This is a genomic window from Rhodococcus sp. NPDC059969 (assembly GCF_042738325.1).
In the GTDB taxonomy this organism is placed as follows: domain Bacteria; phylum Actinomycetota; class Actinomycetes; order Mycobacteriales; family Mycobacteriaceae; genus Rhodococcus_F.
Window position 1 is genome coordinate 55,066 of the sequence record NZ_JBHWUF010000002.1, and the last position, 17,038, is coordinate 72,103.

A 17,038-nucleotide genomic window follows, 5' to 3' on the forward strand; every position below is an offset into this window, starting at 1 on the left:
ACGCTGGAATGCATGACCAAATGGACCGCAGAAGACGTAGTGGATCAGACCGGCCGCACATTTGTCGTCACGGGGGCGAACAGCGGACTGGGTGAGGTAGTCGCACGAGCGCTGGGCAAAGCCGGGGCCGACGTCGTCCTCGCCTGTCGCGACACCACGAAGGCCGACGCCGTAGCCGCAGAGATCGGATCCAACGCGGTTGTCCGCAAGTTGGACCTCTCGGATCTGTCGTCGGTACGAGCCTTTGCCGACGCAACGAAGAAGGTCGACGTCCTGGTGAACAACGCCGGCGTGATGGCGGTCCCGTTTCGCCGGACCGTCGACGGATTCGAAATGCAGATCGGCACAAACCATCTCGGACACTTCGCGTTGACCGGATTGCTGAAGGACAAGCTCACCGACCGAGTGGTGACGATGTCCAGTGCTTTGCATCAGCTCGGGACCGTCGATCTGGACGATCTCAATTTCGAGCGTCGGAAGTACAACCGCTGGCTGGCCTACGGGCAGTCCAAGCTTGCCAATCTGTTGTTCACGTACGAACTTCAGCGCAGGCTTGCAGCGTCGGGGTCACCGCTCAAGGCGCTCGCTTCGCATCCGGGATATGCGTCGACGAACCTGCAAGGGCACACCGAGTCGATCCAGGACAAGCTGATGGGAATCGGCAATCAGATCTTCGCGCAGTCCGCGGAGATGGGTGCGCTTCCCGAACTGTGGGCGGCAACCGCGCCGGATGCCTTCGGCGGCAGTTACATCGGACCGGACGGTCCGTTCGAGCAGCGCGGGTATCCCAAGGTCGTGGGGTCGAACAAGAAGTCACACGACACGAGGACCGCCGCGGGTTTGTGGACCCTGTCGGAGAAGTTGACCGGGGTGTCGTTCGGCATCTGATTCGGATACGACTGTGGCCGCGAACTCCGAGAAGTTCGCGGCCACAGTCAAATCTGTTTCAGGTGAAGTCTGTTCGGGTTACAGCGTGACAACCATCTTGCCGGTGTTCGCGCCGCGCATCAGGTCGATGAAGGCTTGTGGTGCGTTCTCCAGGCCTTCGACGATGGTCTCGTCCCACTGAATCTTGTTGTCGGCGAGCCACGCTGCCATGTGGGTGCGGAATTCGCCGCCGAGGTGACGGTAGCCGCCCACGAGGAATCCGCGCAGGGTGAGCTGCTTGCCGATCACCAGTGCCAGGTTGTGGGGCGCGGTGGGCTTGTCGGTGGTGTTGTACTGAGCGATGGCTCCGCACAGGGCAATCCTGCCGCCCTGGTTCATGGCATCGATGGCGGCTTCGAGATGTTCGCCACCGACGTTGTCGAAGTACACGTCGATGCCGTCAGGGGCAGCAGCGGCTAGCAGTTCGGTGATCGGGCCGTCGTGGTAGTCGAATGCCGCGTCGAATCCGAGCTCGAGAAGCCGGGCAACTTTCGCCGGCGAACCGGCGCTACCGATAACTCGCTTCGCACCGAGCAACTTGGCGATCTGACCGACGAGCGATCCGACGGCACCTGCTGCGCCGGAGACGAATACGGTGTCGCCTTCCTTGAACTCCGCAACCGCGGTGAGGCCGGCATACGCGGTGAGACCGGTCATGCCGAGGGCGCCCAGGTAAGCCGTCGCCGGCGCGATGGACGTGTCGGCCGGAGTCACTGCGGATCCGTCGAGGACGGCGTATTCACGCCATCCGAGGCCGTGAACGACTACGTCGCCCACGGCGCGATCAGCCGACTTGGATTCGACGACCTCGCCGACAGCGCCACCGTCGAGCGCTGCACCGACCTGGAACGGCGGAAGGTACGACTTCACGTCGTTCATCCGGCCGCGCATGTACGGGTCGACGGAGATGGCGATGTTGCGGACCAGGATCTGGCCGTCTTCGAGTTCGGGGAGTTCTACCTCGACGGTGGAGAAATTCTCCGGGGTAGGCCAACCGTTGGGGCGTGAAGCGAGATGGATTTCTCGGCTGACAGTGGTGGTGGTGCTCATTCGTCGTCCTTACTTACTTCGAGGGTGACCTCGATGTTGCCGCGAGTTGCGTTGGAGTACGGGCACACCTGGTGCGCCTTCTCCGTCAGCTCGACGGCCTGATCGTGGGGCAGGTGGGGGAGTGAAACTTCCAGCGTCACAGCGAGTCCGAAACCACCTGCACCGTTGGGGCCGATGCCGACTCGCGCGCCGACTGCGGAATCGGCCACGTTGGCCTTCTCGGCGCGGGCGACCATCTGCAGTGCGGAGTGGAAGCAGGCTGCGTACCCGGCGGCAAAGAGCTGCTCAGGGTTGGTGCCTTCGCCGCTGCCGCCCATTTCCTTGGGAATGGCGAGACCGAGATCGAGGCGGCCATCCGAGGTGCGAGCGTGACCGTTGCGGCCTTCGCCGGTGGCAAGTGCTTCTGCGGTGTAGACGATGTTCATGACTTCTTCTTTCCGTCGGAGTGGGCATTGGATGCTTGAAGTGACTCGCCGAGACGAGTGAGAACGTCTCGGAGCTCGGTGAGTTCGTCGTTACTCAGACCAGTGGCGCCTGCGAGCTTGGCAGGGATGTTCTCGGCCTTGCTACGCAAGGTGGAACCCGACTCCGTCAGGTGGATCTCGACGCGACGCTCGTCGGTGGTGAGGCGTCGTCGTTCGATGAATCCCAGGCCCTCGAGCCGCTTGAGCAGCGGCGACAGAGTTCCGGTATCGAGATCGAGTGCCTCACAGATCTCTCGCACGCCGCGGCCGTCTCGTTCCCAGAGTGTCAGCAGGACGAGGTACTGGGGGTACGTGATCCCCAGGTCGTCGAGCATTGCTCGGTACGCGGCCGTAGTAGCCCGCGACGCCGAATAGAGGGCGAAGCAGACCTGGCGTTCGAGGGCGAGTGGGTTGGTCACGAGAACAACTGTAGCGCACAGTTAAGTTGTGCACAACAAAGAAGTGTCAAACAGACCTGGGGTGATCAACAGTCTGTCTACGGCGTCGACAGAATCTCGGAGACACGCTCCAGGAAGGTATGCACTGTCCGGGCCGCGGGTGCCGGAAACCTGGTGCGCACTGCCAATCCGTCGTGAGTGCGAGAGAACCAGAACTGAACGTCGTCTGCGCTCGACACGCGACTGAGTTGCTGCGGATTGATCGGCGCAGGCTGTGATTCGCAGGACTGTGATTTGCAGGACTGTGATTTGCAGGACGGCGATTCGCTGGACTGTGATGTACGGGGGCGCGATCCACCAGGCATGCTTCGGTAGTCGGCGTAGGACACCGAGAAGATGTCTCTGCGAGTGGGCGAAACCTCGGGCCCCAAGCTCTGCAAGACTTGTCTCGACGACACGGACGACAGTGAAAGTGACTCGTGGAAAGCGAGATTGACTGCCCGAGCAGTGCTGTGAAGATTGTCCATGCTCGTCACGGTGATGGGCGCATTGGCCACCAGCCAACCGAAGGTGTGGTTGTGTCGCGGTTCCCGACGGGTGTGGACCGGGAACAGTAGGTGTGTGTCCCTCTTGCCGGTCAATTGTGTTGTGGCCAAACCGATCGATGCGAGAATCGCGCCGAACGACGAGTGTCGATGATCGGCGCAGTTCTGGTCGAACAGCTCTGCTTCGCCGGCATCGAGAAGCATCCGGGTGTCTGTGCCCTGGGGCGACATGGTTCCGGCGGGCAGTCCCAGATCTACGGGAAAATGGGGAGTGTCACCCCCGCATGATCGGAGGAAGGACCGCCAACCCGCAATGCGGTGGTCGCCGGGTTCTGGATCCGCGGTTGCCGATTCGCGGAAGCAGTAGTTGAGGAAACTCCCGGGCTCCGGCAGGAGATCCGACGCCGTCGGAACACGGTCCGCCCGCGTGTATTCGCGATACAGAGTACTGATCTCGGCAATTGCGATGCTCATGGACCAGCCGTCGCAGATGGCATGGTCGAACCCGCAGATCACTGTTGACTGGTCCTCGCGGGTGATGGCACCGAGAAAGTACGCGGGAAACGCAAAAGGGTTGCACCATCGATCCAAGCGCTCGCCCAAGAGTTCTCGTACCTGTTCAGGTGTTCGTGCGTCAGCCACTGTTTCCTCACGCAGGCGCAGATCGCCGACGTCGGCGACGTCGACGAACAGTGCCGAGGATTCGCCCGGATCTTCGGCCTGGGAGAACGAGCACGACAGGGCGTCGTGACGGGACGTCCATTCCTCGAAGCTGGCCTTGAGTGCGTCCGTGTCGATGGGGCCGGGAACGTCGAAAGTGGCAGCGAGCCAAGTCGTATCGCCGCGGCTGCCGGCAAGATGCAGCTGCTGATTGGAGGTCGGAGGAACCGGATACGTCGATCCGGAGGAGATTTCGCTCGGCGTCCACTGCAGGATGCGGCCCGGCCGTGCCTCGAACCTGTCGAGAAAGGTGATGTGCATCAGGCGGTCTCCACTTCCTGACGTGCATCCGCCTGACGAACGACGCGGTAGTCGCCGGCATCAGCGACCGTTCTCAGGACGTTGCGGAGGTGTCGAAGGTATCGATCGACCGATGTGTGTGCCTGCTCGGTGTCGGGAAAGCTGACCATCACATACGTACGGTCTTCCTTCCTGTTGATCCACATCGACAGATCACCCGTAGTTCCAGGTCCACCCAGTGCGCGCGCTTCGAGTTCGTCGTGGTGCTCGGCACCGGGAATGAGGCGCATGTCGATGTACGACACCATCGGCGGGACCGACGTTCCGCCGATGTCGGTTCCGGTCAACTTCGACACCTGGGCGATCACCGAATGGATGGACACGTCCGCGAGCCCCTTCACTGCGGCGCGAGCAGCATGGGCAAGGGGGAGTGCATCGGTGAAGCTGGTGACACCACTCAGCATGAACGAGACCGGGACGAGATTGATGAACCAGCCTTGAGAAAAACGGTATCTCGGATCGGAGCGAGTACCGACCGCGTTGAGCGCGAAGTAGTTCGCTCTGTTCGCGACCTCGATCTCGGTGAGGGCGAGGGCCGCGAATATCCCCGTGGAGAAGCCGACGCCATTGGCCTTGCACAGCGCTGCGAACGCGGCCGACTCGTCGCTGTCGAGAACGTCGATATGTGTGCGGGTCGACCGGGTCTGCTCGCCCCGCGGCACGCCGAGGTCGAGGGGGAACGTCGGGAGTTGTCCGGCGTTGGCCGCGAGAATCGAAATCCACTGCTGCACAGGGGCTGCGGACAAGTCGAGGTCCCCCGCGGCTGCCCGTTCTTCGCCGCTGTACTCGACATAGCTTCCGGGGGAGGGAAGTTGAGCGTCGATGCCGGTGCTTTCGGCGATGTACAGGGCACGAAGTTCTTCGACGCCCAGCATCAGCGACAGGCCGTCGGTGTGCGAGTGATCGACGCCGTAGTAGATGGTGAAGCCGGCGCCCGTGCCGTGTTCGACGGCGCCACTGATGAACGAGGGCCACTGCAGTGGGCTGGTATCGCCGGCGAAACTTCGGCTCACGTGTTCGCGAACCGCATCTGTCGTGTTCAGGGGACCGACGCTGTGTGACGTGAGTTCGATCGTCGACGCCTCCACCACCCGACGGTCGATGACCCCACTACCAGCGGGATCTTCGGATGGTCTGACCTCGAACCAACTGTGCAGTGTGTTGTGCCGCAGGACAAAAGCCTGCACTGCCCGCCGCAGGGCCTCCCGATCGAGATCACCGGGCAGAGTGAAGGTGAATCCGATCCACGGTGACCAGTCGACGCCTTGTGAGCGCTTGTGGTCGGCGGTACGAATGTGTCCCTCTTGCAGGAACGAGAGCGGTTGTTCGCTCCGTGGTGCCCTGGATGCCGCCGCCAGGGATTGCTCAGTAGGCCTGAACTCGGTGAGCGTCCCGGCTTTCGGTGCCCAGAGATCGATCGGTGTCATTTCCATGAGAGTTCTCCTCGATCGTTGCAGCGGGGTTGATCGGTGCAGTGGTGTCAGTCGACGCTGCGGATGTTTCGGTCAGGAAGGCAAAGTCCTCCATCTCACGGCGTAGCAACCCGGCGAACTGATGGATGTGGCGGCTCGTGCGCGCGTTGCCCGGGTGGCGTATGGCCAGATTGAGCCCTTCCGGCGTCCGCGTCAGCCAGATGTAGACGTCGGTTCCCGAATGATCGCGACTACGAAGGCCTCTGGTCTGCCAGCTCGTCCACTGCTCGGCACCGGGAACGTGACGAACGTCCATGTAGGAGAGCACGAACGGCAGGTGCTGCGGGCAGTCGATCAGCTCACACACTTTCGAATACGGCAAGGCCGCTGCGGGTCGGACGCGTCGTACCGCCGCGCCGGCAACCTGGGCCAGATCGCTTACAGTAGCGGCGGGGGCAATCGGAATCCTCACCGGCACAACACCGATGAACCATCCCAGGGATGCAGCCCATCGAAGCTCCGAACGGGTGTGTTGCGGCACGACGACGCGGAATTCGTCTGCACCGGTGAGATCGCCGGTCACTTTGGCCGCGCACGCGAGTATCGCGGCAAGGAAACCTTGGTTGCTGCGCTTGCTCGCTTCTGCCAGGCGTTCGGCTCCCCGGGCGCTCAGAAGCCAGGCGGACAGGCTTTGCTGAGGAACTCGGCGTCCGGTGACCGGTTCGGGTAACGCCGGAAAGAGCGGAGCCTCACCGTGCGTGTAGAACTCACGCCACGTCTGCACCGCAGGGTGGAAGCAGTCCGCGTGTTCCACGAGATCTCGTTCCGTGGTGCCGAAGTCGATGTAGCTCCCGGTCTCCGGCGGCGAGGTAGGGCTTCCCTCGCTCAACGATCGGTAGATCGTCTGCAGTTCATGCGCGGTCAGCGCAACCGAATATCCGTCCAGCAGAGCATGATCAGCGGCGAAAACCACGGTGAAATGATTGGGACTTTCAATCGTCGCGAATTGATACGCAGGCCAGACGAGTGGATCGGTCGACCGGTCGAGCAGTTGCTGCAGGTGCGTGAAGACGGACATCGAGGACGCCAGGTGTCCGACTTCGGTGCCCAGAATCCGGACCTCTCCGGGCCCCGCGGTGCGTCGGACTATCGCTTCGCCCTCTGTGGCGACGTGTGTCCGCAGCACTTCGTGGCGATCGATCCAATGATCGAGTGCAGCCGCCCAGATCCTTCGGTCGAGTCGATCGTGGATGCGAAACGAGGTACCCAACCAGGAGGGAGTGCATCCGTCGATCTGATGGTGCACCTGCTGTCTCACCTGTTCGGCATGTTTCAGGTGTGCTTCGTGAATGTAGCTGGCGGGACGCTGGTCGACAGGCCAATGCTCGGGCGGATTCACCGCAGCGGGAGTCCACTCGGTGACGGTCCCAGGCGGTAAGGGATAGTCGGCAAGTTCCGTGAATTCCATTGGGAAACCTGATCTCTCGAGATGGCGAAAGGTGGGGATCGTGAACGGGGCGGATGTTTGTAACCGAGAGTGACAGATGATTAGTCAAGGCAAGTAGAACGCGACCCGAGGCTGCGCGCAACTGCTTCGGTCCGGGATGTGACGAGGAACATTCCGCTCGTTATTTCGGACAATTCGAATACTGGACATCCGGTTTACAGCCCCTGGTCAGCTGTCAGTTTATCGATCAATCACTCTGTGGTGAAACAAATTTCATCAACCTGCTTCAACAGCTGTGAGATCGCGACACATTCGAATATGCAAATAGTGGAATATGTTTGTGTGTAGTAAGTTTCGTTGAGATTCTGATGTATCTCTTTCTATTGCAACACGGTTCGTGTAGGTCCGGCGTGCGCACTCGGTGCCGCGGATTGTTCACCGAGTATTGACATGCTCGGCATCTGCCGGTCGTATGCAGACGGTATCTGTAAGCGATGACTGATCCGATGGAATACGACCTGGTTGTGATCGGCTCCGGCCCGGGTGGGCAGAAGGCTGCCATCGCAGCCGCCAAGCTGGGTAAACGGGTGGCGATGGTCGAGAAAGGCAACATGCTCGGGGGAGTGTGCGTCAACACCGGCACCATTCCGTCGAAAACACTGCGCGAGGCGGTTCTCTACCTCACCGGGATGAACCAGCGCGAACTGTACGGTGCGAGTTACCGTGTCAAGGAGAACATCACTCCGGCCGACCTGCTGGCGCGAACCCAGCATGTCATCACCAAAGAGATCGAAGTCGTGCGATCTCAACTCCTGCGCAACCGTGTCGAATTGTTGGTAGGGGTCGGCTCGTTCGTCGACGAGCACACCATCCTCGTCGAGGACGCCTCGCGCGGAGACAAGATGACGATCACTGCGAAATTCGTCGTGATCGCGACCGGAACGTTGCCTGCCCGTCCGTCCGGTGTGTCCTTCGACAGTCACCGGGTGCTCGACTCCGACGGAATCCTCGATCTGACCTCCATCCCGACCACCATGGTCGTGGTGGGTGCGGGAGTGATCGGTATCGAGTACGCGTCGATGTTCGCGGCGCTCGGCACCAAGGTCACCGTCGTCGAAAAGAGAACGTCGATGCTGGACTTCTGTGACCCCGAGGTCATCGAATCGCTGCGGTTCCATCTGCGCGATCTGGCGGTCACCTTCCGATTCGGTGAGGAAGTGACGGCAGTCGACGTCGGAGCGAACGGAACGCTCACGACGCTGCGCAGCGGCAAGCAGATTCCCGCCGAGACCGTGATGTACTCGGCTGGACGTCAAGGTCTCACGGCGCCACTGGCACTGGAGAACGCCGGCCTGGAGGCAGACGAACGCGGGCGTATCTACGTCGACGACAATTTCCGCACCAAGGTCGAACACATCTACGCCGTCGGTGACGTCATCGGATTCCCGGCATTGGCGGCGACGTCGATGGATCAGGGTCGACTCGCGGCCTACCATGCCTTCGACGAACCCGGCGCGAAACTGATGGATCTGCAGCCGATCGGCATCTACTCGATTCCCGAGGTGTCGTACGTCGGCGCCACCGAAGTGGATCTGACCAAGGAGTCGGTGCCGTACGAAGTCGGGGTTTCCCGATACCGTGAACTCGCGCGTGGACAGATCGGCGGTGACACCTACGGAATGCTCAAGATTCTGGTGTCGACGGATGACCTCAAACTGCTCGGTGTTCATATCTTCGGCTCGGGTGCAACGGATCTCGTGCATATCGGTCAAGCGGTGATGGGGTGCGGCGGGACCGTCGAATACCTTGTCGACGCCGTCTTCAACTACCCGACGCTGTCCGAGGCGTACAAGGTGGCGGCGCTCGACGTCATGAACAAGATCAGGGCTCTCAAGCAGTTCCACTAGGGGTCGGGGTGTCCTCAGGTACCGGTCAGGGTTGGTCGGTGTACTTCTCGGGTAGCACTTGTTCGAATACCTGAGGGTGATGTCAGGACTGGGGAAATAGGGCAGGGTTCACGTCTATGACCATTGCCCTGGAACTTCGTGTGGACTTTCGATGCTGATCGGACTGATAGCCGCAATCGTGGCGTGTGTCGGATACGGCGTTGCGTCGGTGCTGCAGGCGTACGGTGCGCGCAAGTCGGCAGCAGCCGCCGAGCAGCGGGGCGAGTCCGGGCACGTGACGGCGTCGGGTGGCCCGACCTTGCGGTCGACGTTCGCAGCCGCGCTGACGGCGTCGTTCATTCTGGGCACCGTGCTCGATGCGGTCGGATTCGCCGGTAGTGCGATCTCCGCGCGGCTCATTCCATTGTTCTTGTCGCAGACCGTGGTCAGCGCCAATCTCGTCATCACGGCGGTGCTGGGGACCGTGGTCCTGGGCATCCAGCTGCATCGCCGCGACTGGTTCGCGATCGCCGCTGTGATCGGATCGCTCCTACTGCTCGGCTTGTCGTCGGGTCACGCGGGCGGCGGGAGTTCCAATGACGTCGTCCACTGGGGCGTCCTGGTGGGCTCGGCGTTGATCTTGTCGATCGGCATCGGTTTGATCCGATGGTTGGGTTCACGCGCAGCAGTTGTCGCCGGATTGATCTCGGGTGTGCTGTTCGGCTGTCTGGCCATTGCCGTACGCGTGGTCTACGGAATCGATCCGTTCGAAATCGGCACGATGCTCCGCGATCCGGCCGGGTGGGCAATCCTCGTCTCGGGCCTGGGCGGTTTCTATCTGCACACGGTCGCGCTGCAGCTGGGGTCCGTCAACGGAGCGACGGCGGCCCTTGTCGTCGGCGAGACGGTTGTTCCGGGAATCGTCGGCGTCGTGGTACTCGGTGACGCGTCGCGACCGGGACTGGAATGGCTTGCCGTCGTCGGCTTTGTCGGGGCGATCGCCGGTGCCGTCGCCGTGGCAGTCTTCGGCGCCGCGACCCACGAGGAGAAGCCGGTCGAAGAAGTGACCGTCTGATCCGTTAGCGAAAGTGTCCTCGAGGACACGACGGCGAACACGACTACAGACGTGTTAGAAAGGCAGTTCAGGCCGATCTCGGAGGGGCAGCGATGCACGGGGCAGAAGCGAAACACGAGGCCGAAGCGAAACACGAGGCCGAGGCCATCGCCAGCAACAAGGCGAATTGGGATGATCGCGCCGATGTGCATGTGCGCTCCGAAATGTACGACGTCGGAGGGTTTCTCGCCAACAGCGCGACCATTTCCACAGTTGTGCAGAACGACTTGTCGATTCTGGCCCCACATCTGCCGGAGTCAGGAGTGCGGGGTCGCTCGCTTCTGCATTTGCAGTGCCACATCGGGATCGACACCATCTCCTGGGCGCGACTTGGTGCGATCGACGTGCACGGGCTTGATCTGTCACCGAATTCTCTGCACCACGCAGCTCGTATCGCAAAGGCCGACAACCGCCGGATCACCTGGGTGGAAGGTGACGCGCGATTCGCTTCGACGCTTGTCGACAGGCGTTTCGACACGATCGTCACCAGCGCCGGGACCATCGTCTGGTTGCCGGAACTCGCCACCTGGGCTCGGTCGATCCACGACCTCCTCGAGCCGGGTGGGGTGTTTCAGATCCGCGACGATCATCCGATCCTCGGCGCAATGGCATTCGAACCGTGGACGATCACCGACGACTACCTCTCCGGAGGCGGTGTGCGTTCGTACGAAGACTCTGCGACCTACACCGGGAACTCCGACGGACAGATAGCGCACGCCACTAACCACGAATGGCGCCACGATCTAGGCGAGGTCATCGGTTCCTTGCTGGATGCGGGCCTTCATATCGAATCAGTTTCGGAACTTCCCTACATGGACTGGCCGGCCTTCCCGGAACTCGTTGCGTGCGCCAACGGATGGACTCTGTCGGACCACGCTCCGAGGATCCCCCTGAACTTCGCCATCGTCGCCAGACGAATCAGTGACGTGAGTAAGCAGGGCTGATTCCCTTGGGGGACTTCGCTAACTTCCTGGAGTCGCGTGCGGCTTCGGTGCATGACAATCGAGCGGCCAACTCGCCTGATCACCGTCGGTGCGCTGTGGGTCTTGCCGCCCGGAAAACGCGTGGGTCGTAGTCCTTTCGAGCTAATACTTTTGGTGGATAGCGCTTTTCGCTCGAACTCTGCATGGCGTTGTTGCAACCGTTCGACGGCATCTGCAGTACCAGGGTTCGCAGGAACAGGTGTCGCTGTTCGGTGGGCCCAGCGGTAACGGAAACCGCATTCTGGCAGATAGTTCTAGTGCGCGACCGATGCCTCGCATACGTCATGTGGTCACAGGCAGCGGGATGTTGACCGGAGGAAATCAATGAGCAGCTTGGACATTCAACGTTGGTCGAACGACTTCACCGCCCTCACCAAGGTCATATCGGAAGGCATCGAACAGTTTGTTCTTCGGTTCATTTCCAGCTGAAATGATCTGCTGAATTGTGATGAAGCAGAGTTACTTACGGAGTTTCCGAGGCCTGGGCCGGGGCGAGCACGTAGGAGAACACGTACGTCATCAGGGCGATGGCCGCCAGTACGATCAAGGACGTCGGGAATCCTCCGGCATCTCGCACCGGGTCACCCGTAGCGATGACAGCCGCCATGAACACTGTCGCCACCAGTAGGGTCACCGCCATTGTCGAGTACGCAGCGAACCGATGCTTCCAGCGGCGGACTGTGCGCGCCGGCCATCTGTGACCTGTGCTCAGCGCACAGCGCCCGCCTGCAACGGCGCTCGAGCCGACAATCAGCCCGACCAGTGCTCCGATGAAGGCGGGTATGAACAGTCCTACCCAGGACCAGGCTTCATCGCCGACTATCGGGATCATCACGGCGACACCTGTGACGGCGCCGGTGAGCGCGGCCAGACTCAGTTCCTTGTCGACCCAGCTCATGGATCAACTAGAACACAGGCACGATCGCGGGGCTGTGAAGTATTGCGATTCAAGGGCTGAAGAACTCGAGGCGGCGGTGCAGACGCGAGATCGACGGGTCTCCGATCGTGCGTCTGCCGTCTGTGCGTGCCTGGCTCGGGGTCATCCCGTAGAAGTCCTTGAACGCGCGCGCCAACTGGGACTTGGACGTGAAGCCGCAACGCTGCGCCAGCGCTTCGATCGTTTCGTTAGGCATCTCGGCTCGGGTCAACTCGCGATACACGAGTTCGAGACGCTTGCGCCGTATGACAAGCGCAATTCCGCCGTCGGACGCGAACGCGCGGTAGAGCTGGGCCCGGGAGACCGACAGGGCCGCGCACATGGTCGTAGGCCCCAGCCAGGTCTCGGAGAGATGCTCGGCAATGTAGGCGTACGCACGATCGCGGAGAGAGTGATCGGGCCGCGGCAACAAGTCGGGCTCGGCGATACCCAAGCTGACGCGGAGAAGTGAAGCGACGACGTCCTCGTAGCCGGCCGCAGCATCGGGGTCGAGATGCGGCAGCGCCAGTACGACCGATTGCAGGCACTGAGCGAGAACGTAGGCGGGAACTCCGCGCAGGACCGTTCCGTGGAGGGAACGACCCTTGGACTCGGCCTCGACGAGAGAGCGCGGGGCGAGGAGCGTGATGGTGCGCCCTGTCGCCTCGGCTTCGGCGGCGGCGGTCCAGGTCCGCCCTAGGTCGAAGAACGTGACGTCCCCTGGGCGGGCGACAAAATCCACCCCCTCGGCATCACCACTCACCTGCCCGTCGAGGACGACCTGGATCATGTACTGATCGTCGAGTCCGCTCTCGGCGATGACGATTTTGTTTCGGGTGTACTTCTGCGCATTGAAGGTAGTTTCACCGATCAGCGAGGTCCCGATGGGCAGAGCGGATATCGAGCCTTCGAGCGGAGTGTCGGCACCCACCGGTTCGGTGACGAAGAACGGACGCGTCGCGTCGCGCCAGAAGTCGTCGGCATCTGCGGGGTCGACCGATCCGGTCGACACGCGAATGCGGGCGGAATTGATCGACACGCGGGCATGATATGTCAGATCCTGCAGGCCGCAGTCACTCTCCCGCAAATAATCGTCGATAGTGATCGAGCCCACATATTGAGACAAAACGGACGAGTTTTTGAGACGCACGGCCCTCGCGTGTCGTGCAGATTCTGTCTATGTTGTTCGTTATGGGTGGACAGGCTGTGAGTTCGGTTCTCGAACGAAATCTCGAATTCGGTGGGGCTCGGCTGCTCACTGGCCGAAAATCGTGACGTCCCCTTCAAATCGATCACAGCTATCCCGAGCAAAGCGAAACCCGCGCGGAACGGGCTCGCTGCATCGGCGTCTCGCGGGTCGTGGACCGACCGCGGTACGCCCTCGCCTCCTGGCTTTGATGGAGCGCCCCGCGGGGTTGACGGTCATCGACTCGCCCCGAGGGTTCGGCAAGACCGAACTCGCGGCCTTGTGGTTGACAACTCTCGGGACGGTGCCGAGTAGACCGGTTGTGTGGGTGCCGGCACCGTCGAAACGGATGACTCCCGTCGACTACTGGAACTCGGCTTTCGCCCTGATTCAGGATTCGCTGGAATCGCTGAAGGCTCCGCCACGAATCCTCGACGATCCGGTCGGAGCCGTCGAATCACTTCTCCACTCCTCGGCTACGCCGTTCGTGTTGGTGTTCAATCGCATCGACCTGGTCGAGGGAGACGAGGTGGGGCACCAACTCGTTGACCTGATCGTGCGGTTGCCCGGGTTGAAAGTGATTGTCACGCTCCAGGATCGATCTGCAACGGACTTGCTCGACGGTGTGCGCGTGGACGAGTACCTATGCATGAACGACCTCAGATACACACTCGACGAGTCCACGATTCTGTTTGCGGACGCCGGGATTCACCTTCCGTCCGGCATCGTGCATTCGATCTGCGAACGCGTTGCGGGTGTCCCTGTTCTGATGAAGGTTGCTCTGAGCGCGGTTGCGGGGCTGAGTGAACCGAATCGCGGGCGTGAACGCGTTCAGAAGCGGGTGGACCAGGCGATCCTCGCTTACGTCAGTCGCACCGCTCCTCGATCGGGCAAAGCGCTCGAGCTGTTCGACTTCACGACGACGATCGCCGCCGCGCGCACGGTCACACCTGCGATCGCGGCCGTCGTGTCCGACGACCTTGACGTGACGGGCAAACTCGACGTGCTCGAGTCTTTCGGACTCATCTTCCGGGACGGCCGCGCCGGGGAGCCGGCCTGGTATTTTGCGCCATCAGTTCGATTGGCGCTCATACGGATACGGTCCGAACAAGGGGCGAGATTCGAAGACCCCTTTCCGATGCTCGTCGACCACGCTCTCGCGACTTCGGATTTCGCCAGTGCGGTCCGCTACGCGATGGACGGTCGTCAGTGGCTTCGCGCGCTCGACATACTCGAACGGCACTGGGCCGATCTCTTGGTCGATCACACTGGACTGATTCGAACGGCGTTGCAATCGATTCCCAGTGACGTCTTGGCCGAGAACCCCTCGATCCTGGTGGGGCGTGACCTACTCGAATCACGCCTTCGTCCACAGTTGATGAACGGCGATTCGCTACCGACGGAACCTGCGGAGTTGCGCGCAATAGGCGGTAGTTCGCAAGCATGCAGTTTGTTGAACGTCGGGACCGTCCAATCCGTCGTACTGAGAACGTCCGGAAAGTACCAGCGCTCAACCGACATCACACGCAAGTTGGCGCACGTCGTGTACGGACTCGGCGACGAATCGTTGAGCGCGTTGGGGTCTCAACTGCCCGCCCTGCGGCTGATCTGGGGAGTCTCGCATCAGTTGACCGGTGACCTCGGTGATGCCGCGGTGGAATTGCGGCTCGCGTATCACGGCGCCGTTCAGCACGGTCCGGAGTTCGTCCTGCGGCACGCCGCAGGCAACGCTGCGCTCAACTCCGCGCTGATCGGCGATGTCACACACGCGACAGAGTGGCTTCAACTCGAAAGCATGCACCCGGACGTTTCGGGATGGTTGGGACCACCTTCGCACATGGGCGGAGCGATCGCGCGTGCACTGGTGGCGTACGACAGCGTGGACCGGATTGCGGGCGCTGCCGCGATGGACGTGCTCGCCGAGATCACGCCGCCAGGGGATCTATGGGCATTTGCCGCCTACGCGTACACGAGATTCGCACTGCTGCAATCAGACCCGTTCTCGGGCCTGATTTCATTGCAGCGTGCAGTGGCTACGCATGGTCACGTGAATCCGTGTGAACGATCGCTCGGTGACGCACTTCTCACCGCAGCACGCATCGATCTTCTTTTGGCGTCCGGGGAGGGTGCGAAGGCACTGGAAGAAGCAGTTGCTGCCGCGCACACGTTTGCTGTTGTCACGGTTTCTGTCGCTCGTGCGCATCTACTGACCGGAGCGCCGGCACAGGCATTGGAATTGTGCCGTGAAATTGACTGGAGTGGAGAGTATCTCACCAGAAATCGTCTCGAATCGCTGTTGATCGAATGCGCAGCGCTGGGCGAACTGGGCACAATCGCCGCTGCCGCGCGTCCATGGGAGCAGGCTCGCGGACTGCTCGAAACCTCGGGTGTCCTGTCGGCGCTGGCGACGATACCGCGGGATCTGATCAGGCGACTCGAGGAGCGGGCCGAGGGCTCGAGCAGTGCCGTCGCGGCCTTTCTCGAATCCGAAGCGCCGCAGATGTATCCAGCGGTGATCGCTCGAGTCCAATTGACGAAGCGGGAGATGGACGTTCTCGTGGAACTCGGTCTCGGCATCCCGATCGGTGAGATAGCGCGAAAGTTGTTCGTATCCAACAACACGTTGAAGAGTCACCTGCGAGCCCTGTATCGCAAACTCGGTGCGCATTCCCGCGAAGAGGCCGTCGCGGCAGCGCACCGACACAACCTACTCGGCAGCGGGCAGGACTGATTACCGGTTAGTGCAGATTGCGCTGGGCGTAGACCTTCATCGCATCACGGACCAGCACAGCGGTGCCTTCGCCGTACTTGTCGTAGTTTGCAGTGAAGCGAGGGTCGTCGACGTATATCTGCCCGAGTCCGGTGAAGGCGTCGGCGCTGGGAGTCCTTCCCTGCCAACCGATTTTTATCCACTCGAACTGTCTCTGGGTAATCGACTGGACGTCGTCGCTCTCCGCGGACAGACCGGCTGTCACTGCGGTGCCGAATGCTTCTGCGATGTCAGCTTGGTTCTGCAGATGCGCTTTTCGGTCCTGCTCGGACATCGATCGCCACCAGTTGTCCCCGCTCGTGTAGGCGTCCTTGCCCCAACGCTCGATGACCTCGTCCTTGTATCGGGTGTGGTCGAACCCGTCGAAAACATCTTCCGGCATGAGTGATTCACCTTTCTTCGTCTTGTTCAAGGTCCTGTTGACCGATTCGATCTGTCTCGAGATCCGCGTGCGCTCTTGCTCGAGAAGTTCGAGGTGGGTACGCAACGCGGCGGCCGTGTCGCGTTCACCGGTGAGGACTTCGGCGATGGCCGGCAATCCGAGTCCGAGTTCTCGGAGCAGTAGGATGCGCTGCAACCGCACCAGGGCGTCTTCGTCGTAGAAGCGGTAGCCGTTGGCGCCGATGCGGCTCGGTTCCAGGAGTCCGAGATCGCCGTAGTGACGCAGCGTTCGGCTGGTGGTACCAGCGGATTTGGCGAGTTCTTGGATGGACCATTCGCTCACGTGTAGTTCCTACTCTCGGATCGGTTGTGCTCATTCAGCATGCAAGTTGACGTTGCGTCAATGTCAAGGATGTTTTCGGTTTGCATTGTCGGGAACGTTTTATGTCCGTTTCGCCGTATCGCCACGAACGGGTCTCCAACTGATTGATTCGATGACCTAGGTCACGTGATTTGGCTCACAAATTGTCAATTTGAAT

14 protein-coding genes are annotated in these 17,038 nt (G+C 61.4%); 5 read left to right on the plus strand and 9 right to left on the minus strand.

The genetic code is table 11. From position 1 onward, the window contains the following. Nucleotides 1–12 precede the first annotated feature (12 nt). A complete protein-coding gene (locus ACFWAD_RS09200) occupies nucleotides 13–888 on the plus strand; it encodes an oxidoreductase (RefSeq protein ID WP_378532097.1) in 876 nt (291 codons plus the stop codon). Nucleotides 889–966: 78 nt separating this feature from the next. Here ACFWAD_RS09200 and ACFWAD_RS09205 read toward each other — a convergent pair whose 3' ends face one another. From ACFWAD_RS09205 to ACFWAD_RS09230, 6 genes are all read right to left on the minus strand, one after another. After that, the gene (locus ACFWAD_RS09205) at nucleotides 967–1,977 is read right to left on the minus strand and encodes an NADP-dependent oxidoreductase (RefSeq protein WP_378543041.1); all 1,011 of its coding nucleotides are present in this window, start codon (nucleotides 1,975–1,977) and stop codon (nucleotides 967–969) included. Next, complete coding sequence (locus tag ACFWAD_RS09210; RefSeq protein ID WP_003939720.1) at nucleotides 1,974–2,402, minus strand: organic hydroperoxide resistance protein; 429 nt, start codon at nucleotides 2,400–2,402, stop codon at nucleotides 1,974–1,976. The genes ACFWAD_RS09205 and ACFWAD_RS09210 overlap by 4 nt, the downstream gene beginning before the upstream one ends. Next, nucleotides 2,399–2,860: a MarR family winged helix-turn-helix transcriptional regulator gene (locus ACFWAD_RS09215; RefSeq protein WP_378543043.1), complete on the minus strand. Its 462-nt coding sequence runs from the start codon at nucleotides 2,858–2,860 to the stop codon at nucleotides 2,399–2,401. The genes ACFWAD_RS09210 and ACFWAD_RS09215 overlap by 4 nt, the downstream gene beginning before the upstream one ends. A 77-nt stretch (nucleotides 2,861–2,937) precedes the next feature. Further along, complete coding sequence (locus ACFWAD_RS09220; protein ID WP_378543045.1) at nucleotides 2,938–4,365, minus strand: condensation domain-containing protein; 1,428 nt, start codon at nucleotides 4,363–4,365, stop codon at nucleotides 2,938–2,940. Then, entirely contained in the window at nucleotides 4,365–5,837 is a 1,473-nt protein-coding gene (locus ACFWAD_RS09225) for a condensation domain-containing protein (protein WP_378543047.1), read from the minus strand. The genes ACFWAD_RS09220 and ACFWAD_RS09225 overlap by 1 nt, the downstream gene beginning before the upstream one ends. Continuing rightward, the gene (locus ACFWAD_RS09230; protein WP_378543049.1) at nucleotides 5,770–7,284 is read right to left on the minus strand and encodes a condensation domain-containing protein; all 1,515 of its coding nucleotides are present in this window, start codon (nucleotides 7,282–7,284) and stop codon (nucleotides 5,770–5,772) included. Before ACFWAD_RS09230 ends, ACFWAD_RS09225 begins: the two co-directional genes overlap by 68 nt. A 473-nt stretch (nucleotides 7,285–7,757) precedes the next feature. Here ACFWAD_RS09230 and sthA point away from each other — a divergent pair, with 473 nt between their 5' ends. The 3 genes from sthA to ACFWAD_RS09245 all read left to right on the plus strand — a co-directional run bounded on the left by sthA (nucleotide 7,758) and on the right by ACFWAD_RS09245 (nucleotide 11,207). Next, on the plus strand, nucleotides 7,758–9,170 hold the full coding sequence (gene sthA, locus ACFWAD_RS09235; RefSeq protein WP_283302488.1) for a Si-specific NAD(P)(+) transhydrogenase: 1,413 nt from the start codon (nucleotides 7,758–7,760) through the stop codon (nucleotides 9,168–9,170). A 151-nt stretch (nucleotides 9,171–9,321) separates the two neighbouring features. Then, nucleotides 9,322–10,224: a hypothetical protein gene (locus ACFWAD_RS09240; RefSeq protein ID WP_378543051.1), complete on the plus strand. Its 903-nt coding sequence runs from the start codon at nucleotides 9,322–9,324 to the stop codon at nucleotides 10,222–10,224. 92 nt (nucleotides 10,225–10,316) lie between these two features. Then, nucleotides 10,317–11,207, plus strand: a complete 891-nt coding sequence (locus ACFWAD_RS09245) for a class I SAM-dependent methyltransferase (protein WP_378543053.1) — start codon at nucleotides 10,317–10,319, stop codon at nucleotides 11,205–11,207. A 502-nt stretch (nucleotides 11,208–11,709) separates the two neighbouring features. On the opposite strand, the gene ACFWAD_RS09250 is transcribed toward ACFWAD_RS09245, so the two are convergent. Continuing rightward, complete coding sequence (locus ACFWAD_RS09250) at nucleotides 11,710–12,144, minus strand: hypothetical protein (RefSeq protein ID WP_378543057.1); 435 nt, start codon at nucleotides 12,142–12,144, stop codon at nucleotides 11,710–11,712. Nucleotides 12,145–12,193: 49 nt separating this feature from the next. Beyond that, the gene (locus ACFWAD_RS09255; protein WP_378543059.1) at nucleotides 12,194–13,201 is read right to left on the minus strand and encodes a helix-turn-helix domain-containing protein; all 1,008 of its coding nucleotides are present in this window, start codon (nucleotides 13,199–13,201) and stop codon (nucleotides 12,194–12,196) included. A gap of 358 nt (nucleotides 13,202–13,559) precedes the next feature. Between ACFWAD_RS09255 and ACFWAD_RS09260 the strand changes: the two genes are divergently transcribed. Then, nucleotides 13,560–16,079: a response regulator transcription factor gene (locus ACFWAD_RS09260; protein ID WP_378543061.1), complete on the plus strand. Its 2,520-nt coding sequence runs from the start codon at nucleotides 13,560–13,562 to the stop codon at nucleotides 16,077–16,079. A 7-nt stretch (nucleotides 16,080–16,086) separates the two neighbouring features. On the opposite strand, the gene ACFWAD_RS09265 is transcribed toward ACFWAD_RS09260, so the two are convergent. Beyond that, nucleotides 16,087–16,842 carry a MerR family transcriptional regulator gene (locus ACFWAD_RS09265; RefSeq protein ID WP_378543063.1) on the minus strand — a complete coding sequence of 252 codons (756 nt, stop codon included), beginning with the start codon at nucleotides 16,840–16,842 and terminating at the stop codon, nucleotides 16,087–16,089. Nucleotides 16,843–17,038 lie beyond the last annotated feature (196 nt).

What these genes read in the sequence shown, in the direction of transcription:
- ACFWAD_RS09200 (WP_378532097.1), top strand. Translation starts at nt 13, where the DNA reads ATGACCAAATGGACCGCAGAAGACGTAGTGGATCAGACCGGCCGCACA.
- ACFWAD_RS09205 (WP_378543041.1), bottom strand. Translation starts at nt 1,977, where the DNA reads ATGAGCACCACCACCACTGTCAGCCGAGAAATCCATCTCGCTTCACGC.
- ACFWAD_RS09210 (WP_003939720.1), bottom strand. Translation starts at nt 2,402, where the DNA reads ATGAACATCGTCTACACCGCAGAAGCACTTGCCACCGGCGAAGGCCGC.
- ACFWAD_RS09220 (WP_378543045.1), bottom strand. Translation starts at nt 4,365, where the DNA reads ATGCACATCACCTTTCTCGACAGGTTCGAGGCACGGCCGGGCCGCATC.
- ACFWAD_RS09225 (WP_378543047.1), bottom strand. Translation starts at nt 5,837, where the DNA reads ATGGAAATGACACCGATCGATCTCTGGGCACCGAAAGCCGGGACGCTC.
- ACFWAD_RS09230 (WP_378543049.1), bottom strand. Translation starts at nt 7,284, where the DNA reads ATGGAATTCACGGAACTTGCCGACTATCCCTTACCGCCTGGGACCGTC.
- sthA (WP_283302488.1), top strand. Translation starts at nt 7,758, where the DNA reads ATGACTGATCCGATGGAATACGACCTGGTTGTGATCGGCTCCGGCCCG.
- ACFWAD_RS09240 (WP_378543051.1), top strand. Translation starts at nt 9,322, where the DNA reads ATGCTGATCGGACTGATAGCCGCAATCGTGGCGTGTGTCGGATACGGC.
- ACFWAD_RS09245 (WP_378543053.1), top strand. Translation starts at nt 10,317, where the DNA reads ATGCACGGGGCAGAAGCGAAACACGAGGCCGAAGCGAAACACGAGGCC.
- ACFWAD_RS09250 (WP_378543057.1), bottom strand. Translation starts at nt 12,144, where the DNA reads ATGAGCTGGGTCGACAAGGAACTGAGTCTGGCCGCGCTCACCGGCGCC.
- ACFWAD_RS09260 (WP_378543061.1), top strand. Translation starts at nt 13,560, where the DNA reads ATGGAGCGCCCCGCGGGGTTGACGGTCATCGACTCGCCCCGAGGGTTC.